The 20924-nt window shown below is 67.5% G+C and carries 23 protein-coding genes; 15 read left to right on the forward strand and 8 right to left on the reverse strand.

All coding sequences use genetic code 11. The annotated features are described in order from the left end of the window. The first annotated feature begins 29 nt into the window (after nucleotides 1-29). From FVA80_RS13050 to folK, 11 genes are all read left to right on the forward strand, one after another. Nucleotides 30-1664 (forward strand): ATP-binding protein, encoded by a 1635-nt coding sequence (locus tag FVA80_RS13050; RefSeq protein ID WP_147906609.1) that lies wholly within the window; start codon nucleotides 30-32, stop codon nucleotides 1662-1664. Further along, nucleotides 1661-2365 (forward strand): response regulator transcription factor, encoded by a 705-nt coding sequence (locus FVA80_RS13055; RefSeq protein ID WP_147906608.1) that lies wholly within the window; start codon nucleotides 1661-1663, stop codon nucleotides 2363-2365. The genes FVA80_RS13050 and FVA80_RS13055 overlap by 4 nt, the downstream gene beginning before the upstream one ends. A 223-nt stretch (nucleotides 2366-2588) precedes the next feature. Next, entirely contained in the window at nucleotides 2589-2678 is a 90-nt protein-coding gene (gene pqqA / locus FVA80_RS13060) for a pyrroloquinoline quinone precursor peptide PqqA (RefSeq protein ID WP_007564431.1), read from the forward strand. 34 nt (nucleotides 2679-2712) lie between these two features. Next, entirely contained in the window at nucleotides 2713-3612 is a 900-nt protein-coding gene (gene pqqB / locus FVA80_RS13065) for a pyrroloquinoline quinone biosynthesis protein PqqB (protein ID WP_147906607.1), read from the forward strand. Between the two features lie 181 nt (nucleotides 3613-3793). Continuing rightward, on the forward strand, nucleotides 3794-4891 hold the full coding sequence (pqqC, locus tag FVA80_RS13070) for a pyrroloquinoline-quinone synthase PqqC (RefSeq protein ID WP_147906606.1): 1098 nt from the start codon (nucleotides 3794-3796) through the stop codon (nucleotides 4889-4891). Further along, entirely contained in the window at nucleotides 4888-6033 is a 1146-nt protein-coding gene (gene pqqE, locus FVA80_RS13075; protein ID WP_147906605.1) for a pyrroloquinoline quinone biosynthesis protein PqqE, read from the forward strand. Before pqqC ends, pqqE begins: the two co-directional genes overlap by 4 nt. Next, nucleotides 6030-6740, forward strand: a complete 711-nt coding sequence (locus FVA80_RS13080; protein WP_147906604.1) for a hypothetical protein — start codon at nucleotides 6030-6032, stop codon at nucleotides 6738-6740. Before pqqE ends, FVA80_RS13080 begins: the two co-directional genes overlap by 4 nt. Further along, on the forward strand, nucleotides 6721-7083 hold the full coding sequence (locus FVA80_RS13085) for a hypothetical protein (protein ID WP_147906603.1): 363 nt from the start codon (nucleotides 6721-6723) through the stop codon (nucleotides 7081-7083). The genes FVA80_RS13080 and FVA80_RS13085 overlap by 20 nt, the downstream gene beginning before the upstream one ends. Nucleotides 7084-7171: 88 nt before the next feature. Continuing rightward, complete coding sequence (gene folP, locus FVA80_RS13090; protein ID WP_147906602.1) at nucleotides 7172-8008, forward strand: dihydropteroate synthase; 837 nt, start codon at nucleotides 7172-7174, stop codon at nucleotides 8006-8008. Then, nucleotides 8005-8382: a dihydroneopterin aldolase gene (folB, locus tag FVA80_RS13095; RefSeq protein WP_147906601.1), complete on the forward strand. Its 378-nt coding sequence runs from the start codon at nucleotides 8005-8007 to the stop codon at nucleotides 8380-8382. The genes folP and folB overlap by 4 nt, the downstream gene beginning before the upstream one ends. Next, a complete protein-coding gene (folK, locus tag FVA80_RS13100) occupies nucleotides 8379-8849 on the forward strand; it encodes a 2-amino-4-hydroxy-6-hydroxymethyldihydropteridine diphosphokinase (protein WP_147906600.1) in 471 nt (156 codons plus the stop codon). The genes folB and folK overlap by 4 nt, the downstream gene beginning before the upstream one ends. Before the next feature lie 46 nt (nucleotides 8850-8895). Here folK and xoxJ read toward each other — a convergent pair whose 3' ends face one another. The 6 genes from xoxJ to FVA80_RS13130 all read right to left on the reverse strand — a co-directional run bounded on the left by xoxJ (nucleotide 8896) and on the right by FVA80_RS13130 (nucleotide 15693). Next, complete coding sequence (gene xoxJ / locus FVA80_RS13105) at nucleotides 8896-9753, reverse strand: rare earth element methanol dehydrogenase accessory protein XoxJ (protein WP_187193669.1); 858 nt, start codon at nucleotides 9751-9753, stop codon at nucleotides 8896-8898. Next, entirely contained in the window at nucleotides 9753-10364 is a 612-nt protein-coding gene (locus tag FVA80_RS13110; protein WP_147906598.1) for a c-type cytochrome, methanol metabolism-related, read from the reverse strand. The genes xoxJ and FVA80_RS13110 overlap by 1 nt, the downstream gene beginning before the upstream one ends. Before the next feature lie 132 nt (nucleotides 10365-10496). Further along, on the reverse strand, nucleotides 10497-12302 hold the full coding sequence (xoxF1, locus tag FVA80_RS13115; protein ID WP_147906597.1) for a lanthanide-dependent methanol dehydrogenase XoxF1: 1806 nt from the start codon (nucleotides 12300-12302) through the stop codon (nucleotides 10497-10499). 804 nt (nucleotides 12303-13106) lie between these two features. Then, nucleotides 13107-13394, reverse strand: a complete 288-nt coding sequence (locus FVA80_RS13120) for a hypothetical protein (protein ID WP_147906596.1) — start codon at nucleotides 13392-13394, stop codon at nucleotides 13107-13109. Nucleotides 13395-14026: 632 nt separating this feature from the next. Then, nucleotides 14027-15214 (reverse strand): ribonuclease D, encoded by a 1188-nt coding sequence (rnd, locus tag FVA80_RS13125; RefSeq protein ID WP_147906595.1) that lies wholly within the window; start codon nucleotides 15212-15214, stop codon nucleotides 14027-14029. A gap of 86 nt (nucleotides 15215-15300) precedes the next feature. Further along, nucleotides 15301-15693 carry a hypothetical protein gene (locus tag FVA80_RS13130; RefSeq protein ID WP_187193670.1) on the reverse strand — a complete coding sequence of 131 codons (393 nt, stop codon included), beginning with the start codon at nucleotides 15691-15693 and terminating at the stop codon, nucleotides 15301-15303. Nucleotides 15694-15826: 133 nt separating this feature from the next. Between FVA80_RS13130 and aspS the strand changes: the two genes are divergently transcribed. From aspS to FVA80_RS13150, 4 genes are read left to right on the forward strand one after another with little or no spacing between them, the layout of a single operon-like run. Further along, entirely contained in the window at nucleotides 15827-17671 is a 1845-nt protein-coding gene (gene aspS / locus FVA80_RS13135; protein WP_147906594.1) for an aspartate--tRNA ligase, read from the forward strand. A gap of 22 nt (nucleotides 17672-17693) precedes the next feature. Beyond that, nucleotides 17694-18563 (forward strand): glycosyltransferase family 2 protein, encoded by an 870-nt coding sequence (locus tag FVA80_RS13140; RefSeq protein WP_147906593.1) that lies wholly within the window; start codon nucleotides 17694-17696, stop codon nucleotides 18561-18563. Next, nucleotides 18563-19639: an acyltransferase gene (locus tag FVA80_RS13145; RefSeq protein ID WP_147906592.1), complete on the forward strand. Its 1077-nt coding sequence runs from the start codon at nucleotides 18563-18565 to the stop codon at nucleotides 19637-19639. Before FVA80_RS13140 ends, FVA80_RS13145 begins: the two co-directional genes overlap by 1 nt. Continuing rightward, entirely contained in the window at nucleotides 19636-19965 is a 330-nt protein-coding gene (locus FVA80_RS13150; protein ID WP_147906591.1) for a hypothetical protein, read from the forward strand. Before FVA80_RS13145 ends, FVA80_RS13150 begins: the two co-directional genes overlap by 4 nt. On the opposite strand, the gene FVA80_RS13155 is transcribed toward FVA80_RS13150, so the two are convergent. Further along, nucleotides 19929-20186 (reverse strand): DUF3297 family protein, encoded by a 258-nt coding sequence (locus FVA80_RS13155; protein WP_147906590.1) that lies wholly within the window; start codon nucleotides 20184-20186, stop codon nucleotides 19929-19931. The genes FVA80_RS13150 and FVA80_RS13155 overlap by 37 nt on opposite strands. Then, nucleotides 20186-20860: a CatB-related O-acetyltransferase gene (locus tag FVA80_RS13160; protein WP_147906657.1), complete on the reverse strand. Its 675-nt coding sequence runs from the start codon at nucleotides 20858-20860 to the stop codon at nucleotides 20186-20188. Before FVA80_RS13160 ends, FVA80_RS13155 begins: the two co-directional genes overlap by 1 nt. Nucleotides 20861-20924 lie beyond the last annotated feature (64 nt).

Below are 20924 nucleotides of genomic sequence, written 5' to 3' on the forward strand. Positions count from 1 at the left end.
CGGCGACGAGCCCCGGCCGGGCGGCACCGATGCGCTCGCTGAAACTCCGTTTCGCGCTGCTGCTCGGTGGCACCGCGATCGTGGTGATGCTGGCGGCCCTCGCGGCGTTGGCCTCGATCGCGGCGGCCGAAAGGACGGTTGACCGCACCCTCGAAGCGCAGCGCCGTCTCGAGCTGCTGGCCGAGTTGTCCGGCCGCCTCACTCAGTTCGGCCTCGCGGCGGTGGAGACGGTCGGCAATCCCGACGGGCAGCCCGAGGCCATGGCGATCGCCCGCGACAATGCCGACCGGGCGCTCACTACGGTCGACGAGGCGCTGGCCCAGAGTTTCCCGCCGAGCGACGACCCGGCCGACCGCATGCAATACGCCGCCCGGACGCGACCGATGGCGCAGCTGCGCGCCGCCCGGGTCGTGCTCGACCGTCAGGTCGCGCGGATCAACCGGCAGACCGAACCCGAGAAGCGTCAGGACGCGATCAAGGGTGCGCTCAACGGCTTCGGGGCGATGACCGGCCAGCCGCTGTCGTTCCTGATCGAGGCGGAGCGGCGCAGCATGGCGCTCGGGTCCGAACAGGCCCGCGCCCTGTCGGCGCGTCTGCGCGTGGCCGCAGCCTCGGCGGTTGCGGCGGCCCTCGTGCTCCTGGCGGTTCTCTATCGCGGAGTCACCCGCCCGACCTTGGCGCGGATCGAGGAGGTCCGTCGGGCGGCGAGCGCCATCGGCCACGGTGCCCTCGATACGCGCCTATCGGTGGCGACCCGCGACGAACTCGGGCTGCTGATGACCAATGTCAACCGCATGGCCGCACGCCTCGCCCGGCGCGAATCCCGGGTGGTGGCCGACCGTGCTGCCCTGGAGGACACCGTGGCGACCCGCACCGCGGACCTGCGGGCCGCCAACGCCCGCCTGGAGGCCGTGGATCGCTCCCGCCGGCGCTTTTTCGCCGATGTCAGCCACGAGTTGCGCACGCCGCTCACAGTCATCCTCGGCGAATGCGATCTGGCGCTGCGTGGTGCGTCCCGGGGTGCGGATCCGGCGCCGGTCTTCGCGACGATCCGGAAGCGGGCGCAGCGGTTGAAGCTTCGGGTCGAGGATCTGCTGCGCGTTGCGCGGTCGGAATCCGGGGAGATCGAGTTCGACAAGCGTCCGCTCGGGCTCGCCTCGGTGCTGGCCGAGGCCGTCGACAACATGGCCTCGGAGGCGGCCCGACGTCGCGTCGGCCTCAGCCTCGATCCCGGCACCCAGGACGTCGAGTGCCTGGCCGACCGCGAGTGGATGCGCCAGACGGTGGAGAGTCTCGTGGACAACGCCCTGCGTCACGCTAAGGGGCTGGCCCGGGTCGAGGTCGCGTTGTCGGGCGAGCCCGGAGCCCGCGCCCTGATAACCGTGACCGATGACGGGCCCGGCTTCGGCGCGTCGGAGGCCGAGCTGTTCGAGCGTTTCCGCCGCGGCGCCGGAGCGAGCCCCGACGAGACCGGCTTCGGCATCGGCCTGGCGCTCGCGCGCTGGATCGTCGAGCAGCATGGCGGCTCGATCCGCCTCGGGGCCGGCCCCGACGGACGCGGCGCTCGGGTCAGCCTGGACATCCCGGCGCTCGATCCGGCATGGGAGAGCGGCACGGCTGGGAATACGGCCAGTACCATGCAGGTGAGGGAGCCAGCCGCATGACGCGGATCCTGATCGTCGAGGACGATATCGACATCCGGGGGCTATTGGCCCGCGGCCTGGAGGCCGAAGGGTTCGAGGTCGGTACCGCCGCCTGCGTCGACGAGGCGTTGAAGGCGGCGCATGATCCTGCGCCCGGCGCCGTCCTGCTCGACATCAACCTGCCCGACGGCTCCGGCCACGATGTCTGCCGGTCCCTGCGTGAGGGTGGTTTCCCGGGCGCGATCCTGTTCCTGTCGGCGCGCGACGAGATCCGCGACCGGGCCGAGGGCCTGGCGCTCGGCGCCGACGACTACATCATCAAGCCGTTCGTGTTCGACGAGCTCGTGGCGCGCCTGCGGACGCACCTGATGCGGCGCGAGCAGGCCGAGGCGCCGCGCTCGCGGATCAGTGCCGGGCGGCTGCTGCTCGATCTCGACACCCGTCAGGCGAGCTGCGGCGAGGCCAGCGCGCGCCTGACCCCGCGGGAGGCCGATCTCCTCGCCATGCTGATGGAGAGCATCGGCAAGCCGGTGTCCCGCGCCGATATCTTCGACCGGCTCTGGGCCAGCCAGGGCGGCCTCTCCCTTAACGTGGTCGACGTCTATATCGGCTATCTACGCTCCAAGATGGCGGACTTCGTTCGGTACGGGGGGCCAGGATTGGTCACCGTTCGGGGCAAGGGCTTCATGCTGGAACTACGCGGTCCCGATTTCCGCCAATGAGCCACTATACTTAAGTCGAATCCGGTAACGGTTTTGATGGTGAGCCGGGCATTTAGGTAGAGTCTCACAAAAAATTTGGGAGTATCCGGCAACTTAGTGCTTGAAGACCGCTGCTGAATCGCCGATATCGGTGGCGCGCCGGAAAACCAGAGCGCCATCAGTGTCTTAGGGTACTCTTAGGAACCCGAGACGCCTGGTGAGGATACCGCCAAGGAGAAACACCATGAAGTGGGCTGCCCCTGTTGTGTCCGAGATCTGTGTCGGCATGGAAGTGACGAGCTACGAGTCGGCTGAGATCGACACCTTCAACTAAGTTTTCAGGGGCTGGGGATCGCGGGAACCGCACCATGCGCGTCGTGATTCTCGGCTCCGCTGCCGGTGGCGGCCTCCCGCAGTGGAACTGCCGCTGCCCCAATTGCACCCTTGCACGGTCCGAGCCGGACCGGGTGCGCCCACGGACCCAATCGAGCATCGCGGTCTCCGCGAACGGGTCCGATTGGCTCCTGATCAACGCCTCGCCGGATATCCGGCAACAACTCTTCGACAATTCCCAGATGCATCCCCGCGAGGGACTGCGCCACTCGCCGATCCGGTCCGTGCTCCTGACGAACGGAGACGTCGACCACGTGGCGGGTCTGCTCACCCTGCGCGAGGGCCAGCCCTATACGCTGTACGCCACCCGCGGCATTCTGGACTCCGTCAACGCCAACCGCGTGTTCGACGTGATGGCCGAGGGCGTCGTCGCCCGCCAACCGATCGCCATGGACCAGCGGTTCGAGCCGATGCCCGGCCTGTCCGTCACGCTGTTCCCGGTTCCCGGGAAGGTGCCGCTCTGGCTCGAGGACGAGACCATGGAGATCGGCGCAGAGACCGAGACCACCGTGGGCGCGCTGATCGAGGCGGGCGGGCGTCGCCTCGCCTACATCCCCGGATGCGCCCGGGTCACGGACGCGCTCAGGGACCGGATCGCCGGCGTGGACGCTCTGCTGTTCGACGGTACCGTCCTGCACGATGACGACATGATCCGTGCCGGCGTCGGCACCAAGACCGGCTGGCGGATGGGGCACGTGCCGATGCGGGGCGACAATGGCTCGATCGATGCGTTGGCCGGCGTTTCGCTCGGCTGCCGCGTCTTCGTCCACATCAACAATACCAATCCGGTCCTGGTCGAAGGTTCGCCGGAGCGGGCCGATGTCGAGGCGGCCGGCTGGACCGTGGCCCATGACGGTCTGAGCCTCGCCCTCTGAGGCAATCTCGCCCACCGGTTGGGTACAGGCCGAGCCGGCACTATATCGGGATCGAGCCCGGACATTCGCCCCGGCGGGGCATCATTCCGAACGGTCGTTGCCGGCACTCGGGATGGTTCCCGCGCAGAGGGCGGGATCGGAGTACAGGAAACGCGACCCGAGAACGGATTCCGGTAACGCCATGAACGCAGTCTTCCCGACCCCTTCGTCGACACCCGACTCTGCCGAGAGCCAGCGGCTGCTCTCCCCGGACGAGCTTGAGGCAGCTCTGCGCGACATCGGCGCGCGTCGGTACCACATCCTGCATCCGTTCCACCGGCTCCTGCACGACGGCAAGCTCTCGAAGGATCAGGTCCGGGCCTGGGCGTTGAACCGCTACTATTATCAGGCGATGATCCCGGTGAAGGACGCCGCCGTGCTCGCACGGATGACCGACGCGTCCCTGCGGCGGATTTGGCGCCAGCGCATCGTCGATCACGACGGTGACCATCCGGGCGACGGGGGCATCGAGCGCTGGCTGAAGCTCGCCGAGGGTGTCGGGTTCGACCGGGATTACGTGCTGTCGACCCGTGGCATCCTGTCGGCCACGAAGTTTTCCGTCGAGGCCTACGTCCACTTCGTCGCCGAGAAGAGCCTGCTGGAGGCGATCGCCTCGTCGCTCACCGAGATGTTCTCGCCGACGATCATCTCGGAGCGCGTCGCCGGGATGCTGAAGAACTATGACTTCATCACCAAGGACACGCTGGCGTATTTCGACAAGCGCCTGACCCAGGCACCGCGTGATGCAGACTTCGCCCTCGATTACGTGAAGACGCATGCGACGACGCCGGACCTGCAGCTTCAGGCGATGGCCGCGCTGACGTTCAAGTGCAACGTGCTTTGGACCCAGCTCGACGCCCTCTATTTCGCCTATGTCGCCCCCGGCATGATCCCGCCGGATGCGTGGACGCCGGGAACCGGTCTCGTTGCGGAAGCACCCGTCGCGACGGCGGGGTCCGGCGTTCGCAAGATGGCGGCCGACGACCGGCCGCGCCTTCCGCGAGGCGTGCGGCTGCGCCACGACGAGACCCGCGGCAAATACGTCCTGCTCGCTCCCGAGCGGACCTTCGACCTCGACGACAACGCCGTGGCGGTGCTCAAGCTCGTGGATGGGAACCGCAGCGTCGCTGCGATCGCCGACGAGCTTGGCCGGACCTATGCGGCCGATCCGCGGGCCATCGAGGCCGATATCCTGGTGATGCTGGACGGGCTGGCGGAAAAACGGGTCCTGGAGCGATGAACGCACTGACGCCGAACCGGCCGGACGTTCCAGCGCCGGTGGGCCTGCTCGCCGAGCTGACCCACCGCTGTCCGTTGCGCTGCCCCTATTGTTCGAACCCGCTGGAGCTCGACCGTCGCTCCGGCGAGCTCGACACGGCCACGTGGCAGCGCGTCCTGACGGAAGCGTCCGGCCTCGGCGTCCTCCATGTCCACCTCTCCGGGGGCGAGCCGACGGCGCGCAACGATATCGTCGAGATCACCAAGACCTGCGCGGATCTCGGCCTCTACTCGAACCTGATCACCTCCGGGGTGGGCGGTGCTCTGGGCAAGCTCCAGGCGCTCTACGATGTCGGGCTCGACCACGTGCAGCTCTCGGTGCAGGGCGTCGATGCGCAGAACGCGGAGAAGATCGGGGGCCTGAAGAACGCGCAGCCGCAGAAATTCGAGTTCGCCTCCAAGGTGGTCGAGCTGGGGCTGCCGCTGACGCTGAACTCGGTGATCCATCGCGGTAACATCCACGAGGTCGAAGGCTTCATCGACCTTGCCGTGAAGATGGGTGCCAAGCGCCTCGAAGTGGCGCACACGCAGTATTACGGCTGGGCCTACGTCAACCGCGCGGCCCTGATGCCCGACAAGGCGCAGGTCGATGCCTCAATCCGGATCGTCGAGGCCGCACGTGAGCGGCTCAAGGGTCAGCTCGTCATCGACCTCGTCGTGCCGGATTACTACGCGAAATACCCGAAAGCCTGTGCCGGCGGCTGGGGCCGCAAGCTGATGAACGTCACGCCCCAGGGCAAAGTCCTGCCCTGCCACGCGGCCGAGACGATCCCGGGTCTCGAGTTCTGGCACGTCACCGACCACGCGCTGGGCGAGATCTGGCGGGATTCGCCAGCCTTCACCGCCTATCGCGGGACCGACTGGATGAAGGAGCCCTGCCGCTCTTGCGACCGTCGGGAGAAGGATTGGGGCGGCTGCCGCTGTCAGGCCCTGGCGCTCGCCGGGGATGCCGCGGCGACCGATCCGGCCTGCTCGCTCTCGCCGCTCCACGCCAAGGTGCGGGCGTTGGCCGTCGAAGAAGCGGCTGAGACGCCGCCGGAATATGTGTATCGGACGATCGGCAGCAACGTCCGGTCGCCTTTCAAGGAGGACGTCAACTCGTGAAGCTTCTTGCCACGACAGCCGTCGCGCTGGTGCTGGCCGCGGCGCCGGCGTTTGCTGAAGATGCGCCCAAGCCCGCGGCGGTCACCCAGGTCAACGCGGCGGCCCCGCCCAGTGCGGCCGATCTGCTGTTCGAGCAGCCGCATATGAAGAACGCGGCCCCCGGCTCGACGATCACGTACGATTACCTGCGCCGGTCGGGCATCGCCAAAGGACCGTTCGGGCCGCCCCTGTCGGATACGCTCACGCTCACGCTGGAGCCAGGTAAGAGCCCGGAGGCACGCGACATCCGCGTCATGATGTTCTCCGGCCTGAACCGCGTGCCGGCCGGTCCCTTTGAGGACATGAGCGGCAACCCGGTGGTCTCGCTGTTCCTGGAGAACCACCTCCGCTCTCTGGCGAAGGTGCTGGAGGCCAACCCGCGCTACCTGAAGCTCGCCATCCGTAAGGGACTGCGCGAGGCCGCGACCGTGACGCCGACCAAGGTCTCGGTGAGCGGCCGCGAGGTCGACGGCTGGCGGGTCGAGATACAGCCCTTCGCCAAGGATGCCATGGAACAGCGCATGCGCGGCATGGACAAGATGATCTACACCTTCATCATCGCCCCGGAGGTTCCTGGCGAGATCGTCTCCATCGAGGCGTCGTCGAAGAACGCCGAGGGTGGCGAATTGCTCGAGGAGAAGCTGAGCTATGATCCGAAAGCTGGCTGAACGCGGCGCGCTCGCCGCCCTCGCCCTGTGCCTGTCCGGCCTCGCCGGTTGGGCGGCTGAAGAGAACGACTATCCCACCGACGCGCGGGTCGATTACGTCTTCGGCTGCATGGCAGCCAACGGCCAGACCCGCGAGAGCATGCAGCGCTGCTCCTGTTCCCTCGACCAGCTCGCCGCGATCCTGCCCTACGACAAGTACGTGCAGGCGAGCACGGTCCTGTCGATGCGCCAGGGCATCGGCAACCGGGCGAACGAGTTCAAGGCGACCAAGATCTTCGACGACAAGGTCGCCGATCTCCGGCGCGCGCAGGCCGAGGCGGAGATCCGCTGCTATCGCGGCTGATGACCGGACCATGACGGCCGGCGTTGCGCTGGCCTGTGGTTTCGATCACACCGGGTCCCGAACCGCTCCTGAGAACGGGACCCGATCCGTGCCCCCCTCCCCCGGCCTGTCCGACCTGTTGCCCGGCCTCGGGTCGCGCACATTGGTCATGGGCATCCTCAACGTCACGCCCGATTCGTTCTCCGACGGCGGCCTGTTCTCCGGTGAGGCCGAGGCGGTCGCCCAGGCGAAGCGCCTCGTGGACGAGGGCGCCGCGATCCTCGATATCGGCGGTGAATCGACCCGGCCGGGCCACGTTCCCGTCCCGGCCGAGGAGGAGCAGGCCCGCGTCCTGCCGGTGATCCGGGCGGTGGCACCCGGCCTGACTGTCCCGATCTCGATCGATACCTACAAGGCGTCTACCGCGCGTCTCGCGCTCGAAGCGGGCGCGCGCATCGTCAACGACGTCTGGGGCCTCCAGCGAGAGCCCGACATCGCCTCCGTGGCAGCCGCACACGGCGCCCCCGTGGTGATCATGCACAACCGTGAGACCATCGACGCGGATCTGGATATCATCTCGGACCTGCTGACCTTCTTCGAGCGCTCGCTCGACATCGCCCGGCGGGCCGGCATTCCGGAGCGCGACATCGTGCTCGATCCTGGCGTCGGCTTCGGCAAGACCTGGACGCAGCACCTGGACGTGCTGCGGCGCCTTCCCGAGATCCGGGCCCTGGGCTTTCCCGTCCTGGTTGGAGTCTCCCGCAAATCGCTGCTCGGCCGACTGCACGACCGTGAAACCCGGCCGGCGGACCGGCTCTACGGATCGCTCGCAGCCCATGCCCTCGCCGCCACGCTCGGAGCCGACATCGTGCGGGTCCACGACGTCGCGGCCCATGTCGATGCCGTTCGGGTTGTCGACGCCGTCATGCGGCCGGACGCCCGATGAGCACGGACCGGATCGGCGTCGCCCGCATCGCGGTGTTCGGGCGCCACGGCGTGCTGCCCGAGGAAGCCGTGCTCGGCCAGCGCTTCTATATTTCGATCGATGCGCGGCTCGACCTTGCGCCGGCCGGTCGCTCAGACGACGTCGCCCACACGGTCAGCTACGCGGACCTCACCGAGATCGCCGTCATGATCGCGACGGAGCGCCGGTTCAACCTCATCGAGGCTCTCGCCGAGACGATCGCGGCCACGATCCTCGAACGCCACGCCATGGTTGAAGCGATCACGATCCGCATCGACAAGCCGAGCGCGCCGGTGCCCGCGATCCTGGATGGGGTCAGCGTCGAGATCACGCGCCACCGCGGAGCCCGCGCATGAGGGCGTATCTCGGCATCGGCAGCAACATCGGGGACATGGCCGCGATGCTCGACCGTGCGGTCGCGGGGCTTGCCGCGACGCCCGGCATCGACGTGGTCGCCCGCTCGGCCGACTATCGGACGCCGCCCTGGGGCAAGACCGATCAGCCCTGGTTTCTCAATGGTGCGGTGGCCGTCGATACGACGCTCGATCCGCATGGGCTGCTCGATGCCTGCCTCGGCGTCGAGCATGCGCTCGGGCGCATCCGCGAGGAGCGCTGGGGCCCCCGGGTGATCGATGTCGACGTGCTGGCGTACGAGGGAGCAACGGTGGACGACGCGCGGCTGGTTCTGCCCCACCGTCATGTGCGGGAGCGTGCCTTCGTGCTGGTGCCACTGGCCGAGATCGCCCCGGATCTCGTGATTGGCGGCGAGCGCGTCGCCGATGCCCTGGCCAAGCTCGACCGCACCGGGATCACGCGAGTCTGAGCCGAGGCTTGCGGGCGGCTGTCAGCCCGCAAGCCCGAAGCGTGGCCTACTTCGCGCCGGGTTCGGCCATTTCATTGGCCTCGTCGTCGAGGAGCGGCACGTCGTAGTCGCGCAGTACCTGATCGATGTCTGCCTTGCGCTTGCGCAGGACCGTATTGAGCGAGCGCTTCCAGTCGTTCTCGCCGAGGCGCACACCCATGGCGATCCGGTAGGCCATAGGCGGACGGGAGGGCTCCTTGAGCAGGGGCGTCACCGTCATGGGCGTTCCGGATTGCTTCGCAAGCCATCCTGCAGCAGGTCCCCAGAGCACCGCTGCATCGATGTCCTTGGCAGCCAGCCCCCCGACGATCTCGGCGCCGACGGTCTGGTACTTGCGGGCCGGATCGAGCTGATAGGGCGCGTAGGCCTTCATGGTCGAGACGAGGCCGAGATCACCCATCCGGTTCACCGGCGGTGTGCCGGCGATGACCCCGATCGCCTTGCCCTTCAGCCGCGGATCGTCGAGGGCGGTGATGCCGTCGAGTTCTCCCGTGCGGGTGACGAGCACGTAGGACGAGCGATAATAAGGATTGGTGGTCTGGACGAGGTCGCTGCCGAAGGCCTGGCCCATGATCAGGTCGCACAGGCCGGTGCCCAGCGTGTTGCGCACGAAGCCGGGACCCTGGGTCAGCCAGTAGTAGCGGACCTTGATCTTCAGTTCGTCGGCGATGATCGCCGCGATCTTGTTCTCGAAGCCGTCTTCCTTACGCTCGGAAAACGGCATGTTGCCGGGATCGCCGCAGACGCGCAGCACATCGGTCGTAACCGTGTCCGGTAGATGCTGCGCTGCAGCCCCCTGCGCCACCGTCATCGACAGGGCGCAGAGGGCGAGCGTCCGGGTAAAGGACGATGCAAGGGAGGACATCAGCCGCCCATGCACTCCTTCTCGGCCTTCCGGGCGGTCTCAGGCTTGTCCTCGTGGTCGGAGGGACGAACGCGGCCAACCGCGCCATCGGCCCGGGCCTTGAGGTAGGTGTAGAGATCGTCCGAGTAGCACATGACGTTCTTGTTATCGCCAAAGGCCGGCATGACCTTCTGCTCGGATGCGCTGATGTCCTGCTTGCCGCCCACCAGGATGCCGATGAACTCCTCGTACGAGAGGTGCTTCAGCGAGTCCTTCAGGGCCGGCGCGTAGGTCGAGCCCATGCCATCAGGGCCGTGGCAGACGTGGCACTCGGCGTGATAGCGGCGGTAACCGGAGTAGGTGTACCAGTCGAGCTTCTTGCCATCGTTGGTAACGTGGTACGTCGGATGGCCGTCGGCGTCGACGTACTTGCCGTCCTCGACCTTAACGGCGGCGTTCTTCTTAAGTAGAGCGGGGTCCTGCTCGGCGGTCTTGTCGTTCGCGTTCAGCGAATTGGCGAGAGCCGGATCGGCAGGCTTGGCATCCTCAGCATGTACGGCAACCGCGGAAACGGTCGCTAGGGCGAGGGCGGCGAGAAACGGCCGCGTGACGATGTTGCTGAGGTTGTGCAACGCGTAGTCTCCCTGGAGCGAGGCCCTTCGTCTCGCTTGGAGCCGTAGCCTCTTACGACGAATTCTAATCACAAGGATGCCGGCGCGGAAACCCGCGCCGGCACCATTTCGACACCTAAACCCTGCGGCCGATTAGTTCGGCAGAGCGAAGACGGTCAGCTGACCACCGAGGTTGGTGTACTGCGAGAGGGCTGCGTAGCCGCCCACCGCGCCGAGACCGGCGTTCGGGTCGGTCAGACCGGCCGCGAGGCCGATGCCGGCCCAGCCGCCGACGCCCGACAGGACGCCCACGTACTGCTTGCCCTTGAGCTGGTAGGTCATCACGTTACCGATGATGCCCGACGGCGTCTTGAACTTGAACAGCTCCTTGCCGGTCTTGTCGTCGACAGCCTTCAGGTAACCTTCGAGGGTACCGTAGAACACCACGTCACCGGCGGTGGCGAGAGCACCGGACCACACCGAGAACTGCTCGGCGTTGGACCACTTGATCTTACCGTTGACGCCGTCCCAGGCGATGAAGTTACCCATGCCGCCGTGCGAGTTCGGGGCCGGGTACATCGACAGGGTCGCACCGACGTAGGGCTGGCCCGGGGTGTAGGTCACCCGGAACGGCTCGTAGTCCATGCAGACGTGGTTGGTGGGCACGTAGAACAGGTTGGTCTTCGGCGAGAAGGCAGCAGGCTGCTGATCCTTGGTGCCGAGGGCCGCCGGGCAGATACCCTTGGAGTTGGTATCCTCGCCGTTCTGCTCGGTCGAGTACTTCGACACGACCAGCGGCCGGCCGTAGTTCTTCGAACCCTTGTCCATGTCGACCTTGGTCGCCCAGTTGACGGCCGGATCGAACTTCTCGGCGACCAGGAGGGCGCCGGTCTCGCGGTTCAGCGTGTAGCCGAAGCCGTTACGGTCGAAGTGGGTCAGGAGCGGCTGCTCCTTGCCGTCAACCTTCTGATCCGTGAGGATCATCTCGTTGATGCCGTCGTAGTCCCACTCGTCGTGCGGGGTCATCTGGTAGACCCACTTGGCGACGCCGGTATCCGGGTTACGCGCCCAGATGGTCATCGACCACTTGTTGTCGCCCGGACGCTGCTTGGGGTTCCAGGTCGAGGGGTTGCCCGAGCCGTAGTACATCAGGTCGAGCTTGGGGTCGTACGAGAACCAGCCCCAGGTGCAGCCGCCGCCGGTCTTCCACTGATCGCCTTCCCAGGTCTTCAGCGAAGAATCCTTGCCGACCGGCTTGCCGAGCGAGGTGGTCTTCTCCGGGTCGACCAGCATCTGGTCGTCCGGGCCGATGGAGTAGCCGCGCCACACCTTCTTGCCGGTCTTCAGGTCGTAGGCGGTGACGTGGCACTGCACGCCGAACTCGCCGCCCGAGATGCCGACGATGACCTTGTCCTTCACGGGCAGAACCGTGGCGGTGTTGGTCTCGCCCTTCTTCGGGTCGCCGTTGACGACGGACCAGTTCACCTTGCCGGTCTTGGCATCGAGCGACACGAGGGTGGTGTCGGCCTGGTGCAGCAGGATGGTGCCGTCGGCATAGGCGAGGCCGCGGTTGACCGTGTCACAGCACATGACCGGGATCACGGACGGATCCTGCTTCGGCTCGTACTTCCAGACGATCTTGGCCTCGTGGTCGAGGTCCAGGGCGTACACGATGTTCGGGAACGGCGTGTGCACGTACATCATGTTGCCGATCACGAGCGGCGAGCCCTCGTGGCCGCGCAGCACGCCGGTCGAGAAGGTCCAGGCAACCTGGAGGTTCTTCACGTTCGCCGAGGTGATCTGATCGAGCTTCGAATAACGGGTGTTGCCGTAGTCGACCGTCTGAAGCGCTTGTTCCGCCGGGTTGGCGATGCTCTTCAGGACGCTTTCGTTGGCCAGCGCCGGCGCGGCGATAGCCGCGACACCTGCGCCGAGCGCGAGGAGATGTACCGCTCTCATGGGTTCCTCCGACAAGTCTTAAGAGTCGTACAGACGCACTTAGAGAGTGGCGTCGCTCGGACCCCGACCTGACTGTTTGCGACAGGGATGGACGCTTCGGTAGCGGGCGTAGCGGACTTGAGGAGATCGAAAGATCCCCTCGCCAGGAGCCGCCATCCCTGAGGCGGCTCCCTCGAAACCGAAGCTTGCCCGGACCTTAAGAGATTTTTGAGCGCCGTCAACTCGATGTTGCTGAGCCTTGGGGATACGGTGAAAGCTTCTTTTTGCGTAACAAAACACGCGCGAATGTCATTGCTGTGCAATGTGGAATGCTGCGCTGCACAAGCTGGGGTGCGGCTATTTGGGCCCGTCTCAGGCTGCAGAGCGCGCTGTCCATGCAGTTCTTGCACGCCCAGGCCGCCCGGCTCGTTCCACTATGCTCCGACTGCCTGATGAGCGTGACCATAACCGGTATTCAGGGCGCAGGCTGAGAGCTTGGTCAATCGCGGTGCGAAATGGTCGAGCTTGGGAAATGGCGGCGTTTTCGTGGGTTGAAGACTGCTTGTAGTCCCGCCGCTCGCGTTGGATGCGACGTTTTGGAGCCCGTGGCTCGTCCTCCTCACGAGGCTGTGATTGCCGAATCGTCCCGGTTCGATTCGTGACGTTCAAGACAGCAACGGTCCGGCGGGTTGGGCCGGGTGTTGCGCCGGCATCAGCGGGTTCAGGCTCGGCCGGGGACAGCTTGGTGCGGGGTGGCCGGGCGTCGCTACGAACACTGCGTGCAGACAGCCCTTGCCGGCCATCAGTAACGTCGGTCGTTACCGGTCACAGCGCGCCGACGTCGCCAACGCTTTCGAATTCGGCACTGTCGCCGACGAGGTCCGTCAGGGAGATGTCGACGCGGCGGCCGTTCTTGAGACGGAGCTGGGCATCGGGTTCGAGCCAGATCGGTCTCAAGCCGGCATGGCTGCCGTGGAGGTCACCGTGGGCGAACACACCGCCCTGCCTTCGCGCCACGACGACACGGTAGCGGACACGAACGCTTTGGCATCCTTCAGCCGTGACAAGGCCCCGCCCGGTCAGCGTCGTCAGGATCTCGTTCGGTTCGAACATACGCGTGACGCGGCGGTAGGATTAAGTGGCAAGCAACATTGCCACTTAATCCTACCGCCGCGACGTGTCACGCCCTCGTGACCGTATTGTTGCGTGAAGCGGCAGCGTCGTCGGCGTGCAGGCGTCGGAAGCTTCACGGTGCTGCGCTGATACGGACAACCGGCGACAGCCCTGTGCTTCGCAGCATCTGGGGAGCAGGTCGCCGCCGATACCGTTCACGGCGGGCGCGATACGCTGAAGACAACTCCGTTCGAGTCTTTCGGTGCGGTCGCCTACCGTGCCGGGGTGCAACCCCGCTTCGATAACAGCGCCACAAAAATCAAACAGACTGGCTGCGCCTGGCCGTGGGCCGGGGGTCGACACGGACCTAATCCTCGATCGGGGTAACGCTTACGGCGAAGGCCATGTGAGCCAGGTCCGACGACCGGCCTTCCTTCTTTGGGGCGACATTCGAACAGGCGGCCTGGGCCCCGAAGATGGTTCGCTGAGAGATGTCTCTCTTCCTCGATCCCAGGATGCCGGAAATTTACTCAGAGTGGCTCCGGTCAGGGCCACATCCCGCGCCGAGGCGCGGTAAACACCTATCGACCGCCACCGCCCCTGCAGACGCTGTCCCGGCGCCCGCCCGTGACCTAGCCATCGACACCCGAGTGACCCACCGCGCTCGTCGGCTCCAGTTCTCGAACCACGATGCGGCCGTTCTCGACCGAAAGCGCCAGACGACCCTGCTTCAAGGCGAGGGCCTTGTCGCCGAACAGGGTCCGGCGCCAGCCCTGCAGCGCGGCGACCTCGGCGGTGTCGTCGTCCGCGATGGCCTCCAGGTCGTCCACCGTCGCGATGATCTTCGGCGCGACGGCCTCGGACTCGCACACTGCCTTGAGCAGCACCTTCAGCAATTCCACGATGGCACCGTTGCCGCCGCTCCGGCGCATCCGCTCCGGTATGCGGATGTCACCGGTGTCCCGGGTGAGACCGCGCTCCACGGCGGCCAAAATGTCGGCTCCGGTGCGCGAACGCTCGAAGCCGGCCGGAATCGTCCGCAGCCGGCCCAGGGCCTCGGCGCCGCGTGGCGCCGCCGAGGCGACGTCGATCACCGCCTCATCCTTCAGGACCCGGCCACGAGGGACGTTCCGGGACTGTGCCTCGCTCTCGCGCCAGGCCGCTACTTCCATGAGCACGGCGATCTCACGGGGCTTGCGCATCCGTCCGGAAAGCCGCCGCCAGGCCTGGGCCGGGTCGGCCCGGTAGGTCTCCGGCGACGTCAGGACCGCCATCTCCTCGTCGAGCCAGGCGCCGCGATCGGTGCGCAGCAGCTCGGCGACCAGGACTTCGTAGACCTTCACCAGGTGGGTGACGTCCGACAGGGCGTAGCTGAGCTGGGCTTCCGAGAGCGGCCGCCGCGACCAGTCGGTGAACCGTGACGATTTGTCGATCTTGGCCTTCGCCACGTCGTTGACGAGCTGCTCGTACGACACGGAATCCCCGTAGCCGCAGACCATGGCGGCAACCTGCGTGTCGAAGAACGGCTGCGGCAGGATCCCGCCCATCAGCCAGATGATCTCGAGATCCTGACGGGCCGAGTGGAACACCTTCACGGTCCGCTCGTCGGCCATCAGATCAATGAACGGTTGCAGGTCGATGCCCGGCGCCAGGGGATCGACCAATACGCCGGTCCCGTCGGGTGCCGCGATCTGGATCAGGCACAGTTTCGGGTAGTACGTCGTCTCGCGCATGAACTCCGTGTCGACGGTCACGAAGGGTTGCTCGGCGAGACGCGAGCAGACGTCGTGCAGCGCGGCGGTGGTGGTAATCAGGTCCATGGATCCGGCTATACGCAACCGGCGCCGTCATGGGGAGACGCCTGCGCGAAGGTCCCCATGTTTCACACGGTCCTCTTTGCGCCCGGTCAGCTCGCCAAGGCCGTCCGGCGGCGCGCCTGGGCCTGCCTGCGGATCCGCATTGCGTCGGCCCGGCGCTGGGCTTTGGCGCGCCCGAGCAGGCGATCCAGGATGCCGGTCTCGATGCGCTCGCCCGTCGCGCCGTCGGTCAGCCGGCGGATCCGGTCGACCCGGAAGCCGCGATAGCCGCCCCGGCGGGCGTCGATGCCGCCCAGGAGCGTCCGGCCCGGTCCGAGCTTCAGTTCGCGCGCAGACAGGGAGCGGTTGCTCCAGGCACCGGTCGCGTCCTCGTAGACCAGATCGAAATGCCCCTCGAGCGGTAGCGTGCGCCAGGCGCCGGACTGGCTTTCGACGGGCCGGTCGGGACGGCCGACAGAAACGGAAAACGCGTTTTGGCTCATGGACATCATATGGGGATCGTGGGCCCCGTCCGGTAGGCTGGACGCCCGGTTCGGCACCGGTTTCCGGCGTCGCGTGCTTGACTTGGGGGGCCTCGCGTGAATGGTGCCCGCCTTCCCAGAGAAGAAGCCCGTCATGCACCGTTACCGTTCCCACACCTGCGGGGCGCTCCGCCCGTCCGACGTCGGACAGACCGTCCGGCTCTCCGGCTGGTGCCACCGCATCCGCGACCATGGTGGCGTGCTGTTCATCGACCTGCGGGACCATTACGGCCTGACGCAATGCGTGGTCGATTCCGACTCGCCCGCCTTTAAGGCCGCCGAGGTCGCGCGCTCGGAATGGGTGGTGCGTATCGACGGGCGCGTGCGCACCCGGCCCGCCGGCACTGAGAATGCCGAGCTGCCGACCGGGGCGGTCGAGGTCTACATCGACGATCTGGAGGTGCTGGGTCCGGCCGGCGAGCTGCCGCTGCCGGTCTTCGGCGATCTGGAATACCCTGAGGAGACGCGGCTGCGGTACCGCTTCCTCGACCTGCGCCGGGACAAGCTCCACGCCAACATCATGAAGCGCGGGGCGATCATCGACGCGCTGCGCCGCCGGATGCGCGACGGCGGCTTCTTCGAGTTCCAGACGCCGATCCTCACCGCGTCGTCGCCCGAGGGCGCGCGCGACTACCTCGTGCCGTCCCGGGTCCATCCCGGAAAGTTCTACGCGCTCCCGCAGGCGCCGCAGCAGTTCAAGCAGCTGACGATGATCGCGGGCTTCGACCGCTACTTCCAGATCGCGCCCTGCTTCCGTGACGAGGACGCCCGCGCCGACCGCTCGCCGGGCGAGTTCTACCAGCTCGATATCGAGATGAGCTTCGTTACCCAGGAAGACGTGTTCCAGGCGGTGGAGCCGGTCCTGCGCGGCGTCTTCGAAGAGTTCGCCGAGGGCAAGCGCGTCACCAAGGAGTTCCCGCGCATCACCTTCGCGGATTCGATGCTGAAATACGGCGTCGACAAGCCGGACCTTCGCAATCCCCTCATCATCGCCGACGTTACCGATGAGTTCGCCCGGGACGACGTGGCGTTCAAGGCCTTCAAGGGCGTCATCAGTGCCGGCGGCGTGGTCCGGGCGATCCCGGCGACCGGAGCCGCGTCGCAGCCGCGCTCGTTCTTCGACAAGCTCAACGACTGGGCCCGCTCCGAGGGCGCGCCCGGGCTCGGCTACGTCGTGTTCGAGGACGACGGCGGGCAGCTTACCGGCAAGGGGCCGATCGCCAAGTTCATCCCGGCCGAGGTCCAGGCCCTGATCGCGCAGAAGACCGGCGCGAAGGCGGGCGACGCGGTGTTCTTCTCCGCCGGGACCGAGGCCAAGGCGGCCGCGCTCGCCGGCAAGGCCCGCATCCGCGTCGGCGACGAGCTCGGCCTCTGCGACAAGGATCAGTACGCGTTCTGCTGGATCACGGACTTCCCGATGTACGAGTGGAGCGAGGAGGAGAAGCGCGTCGACTTCTCGCACAACCCCTTTTCGATGCCGAACATCGACCGCGAGGACTTTTTGGCCCTCGACCTCGATACCCTGGCCACAGAGGGCCAAGACGGCGAAGTCACAAAAAGAATCTTGGGTATCAAGGCGTTCCAGTACGACATCGTCTGCAACGGCATCGAGCTGTCCTCGGGCGCGATCCGCAACCATCGCCCCGACGTGATGGAGAAGGCCTTCGCGATTGCCGGTTACGGCCACGATGTGCTGGAGCAGAAGTTCGGCGGCATGCTCAACGCCCTGCGCATGGGCGCCCCGCCGCACGGCGGCATCGCCCCGGGAGTGGACCGCATCGTCATGCTCCTGTGCAACGAGCCGAACATCCGCGAGGTCGTGCTGTTCCCGATGAACCAGCGCGCCGAGGACCTGATGATGGGCGCGCCCTCCGAGGCGACGCCCAAGCAGCTCCGCGAGCTGCACATCCGCCTGAACCTGCCCGAGAAGAAGGCGTAAGCGCAGGCGGACCGGTCGCGCCGTGGCGAGCCTCGTCGCGGTCGTCGTCGCCCATGACAGCGCCGACGTGCTGCCGGCCTGTCTGGCGGCACTGGCGCGGCAGCACGTGCCTGCGATCGTGGTCGACAACGCCAGCCAGGACGCCTCCGTGCCGGTGGCGGAGGCCGCCGGCGCGCGGGTGATCCGCAACGCCCGCAACGAGGGCTACGGCCGCGCCAACAATATCGGCGTCACCGCGGCCGTGACGGCGGAGCGGGTCCTCATCGTCAATCCGGACGTGGTCCTGCAGCCGGGGGCCGTCGATGCGTTGCTGGCGGCGGCCGCCGCTTGGCCGGATGTGGGCCTGCTGGCGCCGCGCCTGGTCGAGCCGGACGGGCGGTTCTTCTACCAGGCGCGCTCGCTGCTGGCGCCGTATCTCACCAACCCGGGGGGACGCCCGGCGCTGCCCGAGGGCGATGCCTGCGCGCCGTTCCTGTCCGGGGCCTGTCTGATGATCGCGCGGGCCCTGTTCCTCGACCTCGGCGGCTTCGATCCGAACATCTTCCTGTTCTACGAGGACGACGACCTCTGTCGGCGCGTAGCCGATGCGGGCCGCGCCCTCGTCCACGTCCACGGCGCCGTGGCTCTGCACGGTCGCGGGCGCTCGTCCGCACCGGAGCTTGGCCGGGTCTTCCGGTCGCGCTGGCATCAGGCGTGGTCGCGGGCCTATGTCAGCCGCAAATACGGCCTGCCCGACCCGAGCGTGTCCCACCTCATGACCAACCTGCCGAAGGTCGCGCTCTCGGCACTCGCCCTGCGCCGGTCCGGGCTGGAGCGGTACGGTGGCTCCGCATCCGGCGCCCTCGCCTTCCTGCGCGGCCGAGACGCCCTGGCCCGCGAGGGGCTGCGCTGATGGCCGGCCCCACGATCGCCACCGCCCTGGCACGCGGCCGCAACGGCTTCACCGGCTTGCGCCTGGCGCTGGCGCTGGCGGTGGTCGTTTCGCACGCTTTCAGCGTCGCTACCGGGGCCGCGGGCGACGAGCCGCTGGCGCGGCTCACCGGCTACACTCTGGGCGAGCACGCGGTGAACGGCTTCTTCGCGGTCTCGGGGTTTCTCGTCACCATGAGCTGCGACCGGCGCGGCCTCAGAGACTACGCGCTGGCCCGCGCCCTGCGGATCCTCCCGGGCTTCGTCGCCGCCACCGTGCTCGTTTCTTTGCTCCTCGGCGCCGCGATGACGCGCCTGCCGCTGAGCGAGTACCTGCGCGATCCAGCCCTCTGGTCGTTCGTGCGCGGGACGCTGACCGCCTTCAAGAGCAACGCCGCGCTGCCCGGCGTCTTCGAGGCCAACCCGTACCGGGCGCCGCTCGGCACGATCTGGACCTTAAAATACGAGTCTCTTTGCTACCTGGGCGTGCTGCTCGCCGCCCTATGCGGCCTCCTCCGCCGGCGGATCCCGGCGCTCTTGATCGTTGCGGGGCTCGCTGTCGCCTTGACGGCCGCCATAGCTTGGCGTGGCCCCGAGTTGCCGAAGGGTCTGGAGACGGTCCTGCGGCTGCCGCTCATCTTTTCAGCCGGCGCCGGACTGTATCTGTGGCGCGACAGCCTGCGCGTCTCGGGTGTCGTCCTTGCCGGCCTGGCTGTCGCGGCCACGCTCCTCGCTCGAACGCCGGCCTACCCGCCCCTGCTGTTCCTGGCGGAAGCCTACGGCGCCGTGTGGCTCGCCCTCGGGCCAATGGCGCGCGGCCTGTTCGATCCGAGGGCCGACCTGTCCTACGGGATCTATCTCTACGGCTGGCCGGTGCAGCAGAGCCTGCATGCCCTCTGGCCCGAGCCCTCCGGCCTCGCCCTGCTCGCCCCCGCGCTCGCGGTGACGCTGCCGGTGGCGGCGCTGTCCTGGTACGGCGTCGAACGGCCGGCACTGGCGCTCAAGGCGCGGGCGCTCGGCCGACGCAGCCTCGGCACGATCGAGCCGGCCGGGCCGTGAGCACCCTCCCCCCATCGGCCGCGCTGGCCCTTGCAGCACGGCTTCTGGAGGCCGAGGGCTTCGCCATCGTCGCCCGGAACGAGCGCGGTGACAGCCTCTATCTCGCGCTATCTAAGAGCCCCTGGCACCTGCGTCTGTCGAACCATGCACGAACCGCCAAGCAGCGCGCCCGGCGCAATGACATCCTGACGAGCCTGATCATCGATGCGCCCCGCTCCCCGGATCAGGTTCATACGCTGGTCCTGGGGGCATTGAAGAACTTCAGCGCGGCACTGACTCTACGAGAGGCTCAAGCCTCGGCCTCGGCCTCGGGCTCGCGAAAGTAGGGTTCGACGGTGCCCTTCAGCTTCACGGTCATCGGGTTGCCGGCCCGGTCGAGGGTCTTGCCGGCCGAGAGGCGGACCCAGCCCTCGCTGACACAGTATTCCTCGACGTTGGTCTTATCGACGCCCTTGAATCGCACGCCGACGCCGCGCTCCAGCATGGCCTCGTCGTAGAACGGACTGTTCGGGTTCGCGGCCAGGCGGTCGGGAGGCGTGTCGGTCATCATCCGGATCTCGGGTCGGTTTCGTGTGCGGCCCCGCGCGGGTCCGGCAGGGCGAAGGGCTCGCCGGTACGGGAATCCGGCTCGGCGCGCAACGCCGCGAGCAGGTCGGCGATCCGCCCGCTCTGCAGCAGCGGCACCAGCCGCGTCACCGTCGCGTGCGGCCGGTCCCACCAGGCGGTCTCCACCAGCGCCGCCACGGTGGCCTCGTCGAAGCGGTGGCGCACCACCCGGGCCGGATTGCCGGCGACCACAGCGTAGGCCGGGACGTCCCGGGTCACCACCGCCCGGGCCGCGACCACGGCGCCGTGCCCGATCGTGACGCCAGACAGGATCATGCAGCCGGACCCGAGCCAGACATCGTGCCCGATCACCACGTCGCCGCGCGAGGCGTGGTAATCCGCCGGTGCACGCGCATCCGGGAACAGGCCGCGCAGCGCCGCGAACGGGTAGGTGGAGGCCCAGTCGAGCCGGTGGTCGCCGCCGAGCAGGATCTCGACCTTGTCGGCGATGGAACAATAGCGGCCGATCGTCAGGCGACGGCCGCTCTCCGGGAAGCGCACTTTGGGACGCCCGTACGAGTAAGCGCCTATGGAGAAGCCGTGCGCGCGCGCCAGCGCGGCGAGGTGGATCCGCGTCTCGTTATGCGGGTTGCGCCCCCTACGCAGCCGGTGCAACAGACCGGTCACGATGGGATCCGGCGCGGTGCGCGACCGCGTCGTCTCCGGGAAAGCAGGCGAG

It is taken from the genome of Methylobacterium sp. WL1 (assembly GCF_008000895.1).
GTDB lineage: Bacteria > Pseudomonadota > Alphaproteobacteria > Rhizobiales > Beijerinckiaceae > Methylobacterium.

What these genes read in the sequence shown, in the direction of transcription:
- xoxF1 (WP_147906597.1), bottom strand. Translation starts at nt 12,302, where the DNA reads ATGAGAGCGGTACATCTCCTCGCGCTCGGCGCAGGTGTCGCGGCTATC.
- FVA80_RS13085 (WP_147906603.1), top strand. Translation starts at nt 6,721, where the DNA reads ATGATCCGAAAGCTGGCTGAACGCGGCGCGCTCGCCGCCCTCGCCCTG.
- FVA80_RS13130 (WP_187193670.1), bottom strand. Translation starts at nt 15,693, where the DNA reads ATGAGCCAAAACGCGTTTTCCGTTTCTGTCGGCCGTCCCGACCGGCCC.
- FVA80_RS13145 (WP_147906592.1), top strand. Translation starts at nt 18,563, where the DNA reads ATGGCCGGCCCCACGATCGCCACCGCCCTGGCACGCGGCCGCAACGGC.
- aspS (WP_147906594.1), top strand. Translation starts at nt 15,827, where the DNA reads ATGCACCGTTACCGTTCCCACACCTGCGGGGCGCTCCGCCCGTCCGAC.
- folK (WP_147906600.1), top strand. Translation starts at nt 8,379, where the DNA reads ATGAGGGCGTATCTCGGCATCGGCAGCAACATCGGGGACATGGCCGCG.
- FVA80_RS13050 (WP_147906609.1), top strand. Translation starts at nt 30, where the DNA reads ATGCGCTCGCTGAAACTCCGTTTCGCGCTGCTGCTCGGTGGCACCGCG.
- FVA80_RS13055 (WP_147906608.1), top strand. Translation starts at nt 1,661, where the DNA reads ATGACGCGGATCCTGATCGTCGAGGACGATATCGACATCCGGGGGCTA.
- FVA80_RS13120 (WP_147906596.1), bottom strand. Translation starts at nt 13,394, where the DNA reads ATGTTCGAACCGAACGAGATCCTGACGACGCTGACCGGGCGGGGCCTT.
- rnd (WP_147906595.1), bottom strand. Translation starts at nt 15,214, where the DNA reads ATGGACCTGATTACCACCACCGCCGCGCTGCACGACGTCTGCTCGCGT.
- pqqE (WP_147906605.1), top strand. Translation starts at nt 4,888, where the DNA reads ATGAACGCACTGACGCCGAACCGGCCGGACGTTCCAGCGCCGGTGGGC.
- folB (WP_147906601.1), top strand. Translation starts at nt 8,005, where the DNA reads ATGAGCACGGACCGGATCGGCGTCGCCCGCATCGCGGTGTTCGGGCGC.
- pqqA (WP_007564431.1), top strand. Translation starts at nt 2,589, where the DNA reads ATGAAGTGGGCTGCCCCTGTTGTGTCCGAGATCTGTGTCGGCATGGAA.
- pqqB (WP_147906607.1), top strand. Translation starts at nt 2,713, where the DNA reads ATGCGCGTCGTGATTCTCGGCTCCGCTGCCGGTGGCGGCCTCCCGCAG.
- pqqC (WP_147906606.1), top strand. Translation starts at nt 3,794, where the DNA reads ATGAACGCAGTCTTCCCGACCCCTTCGTCGACACCCGACTCTGCCGAG.
- FVA80_RS13155 (WP_147906590.1), bottom strand. Translation starts at nt 20,186, where the DNA reads ATGACCGACACGCCTCCCGACCGCCTGGCCGCGAACCCGAACAGTCCG.
- xoxJ (WP_187193669.1), bottom strand. Translation starts at nt 9,753, where the DNA reads ATGTCCTCCCTTGCATCGTCCTTTACCCGGACGCTCGCCCTCTGCGCC.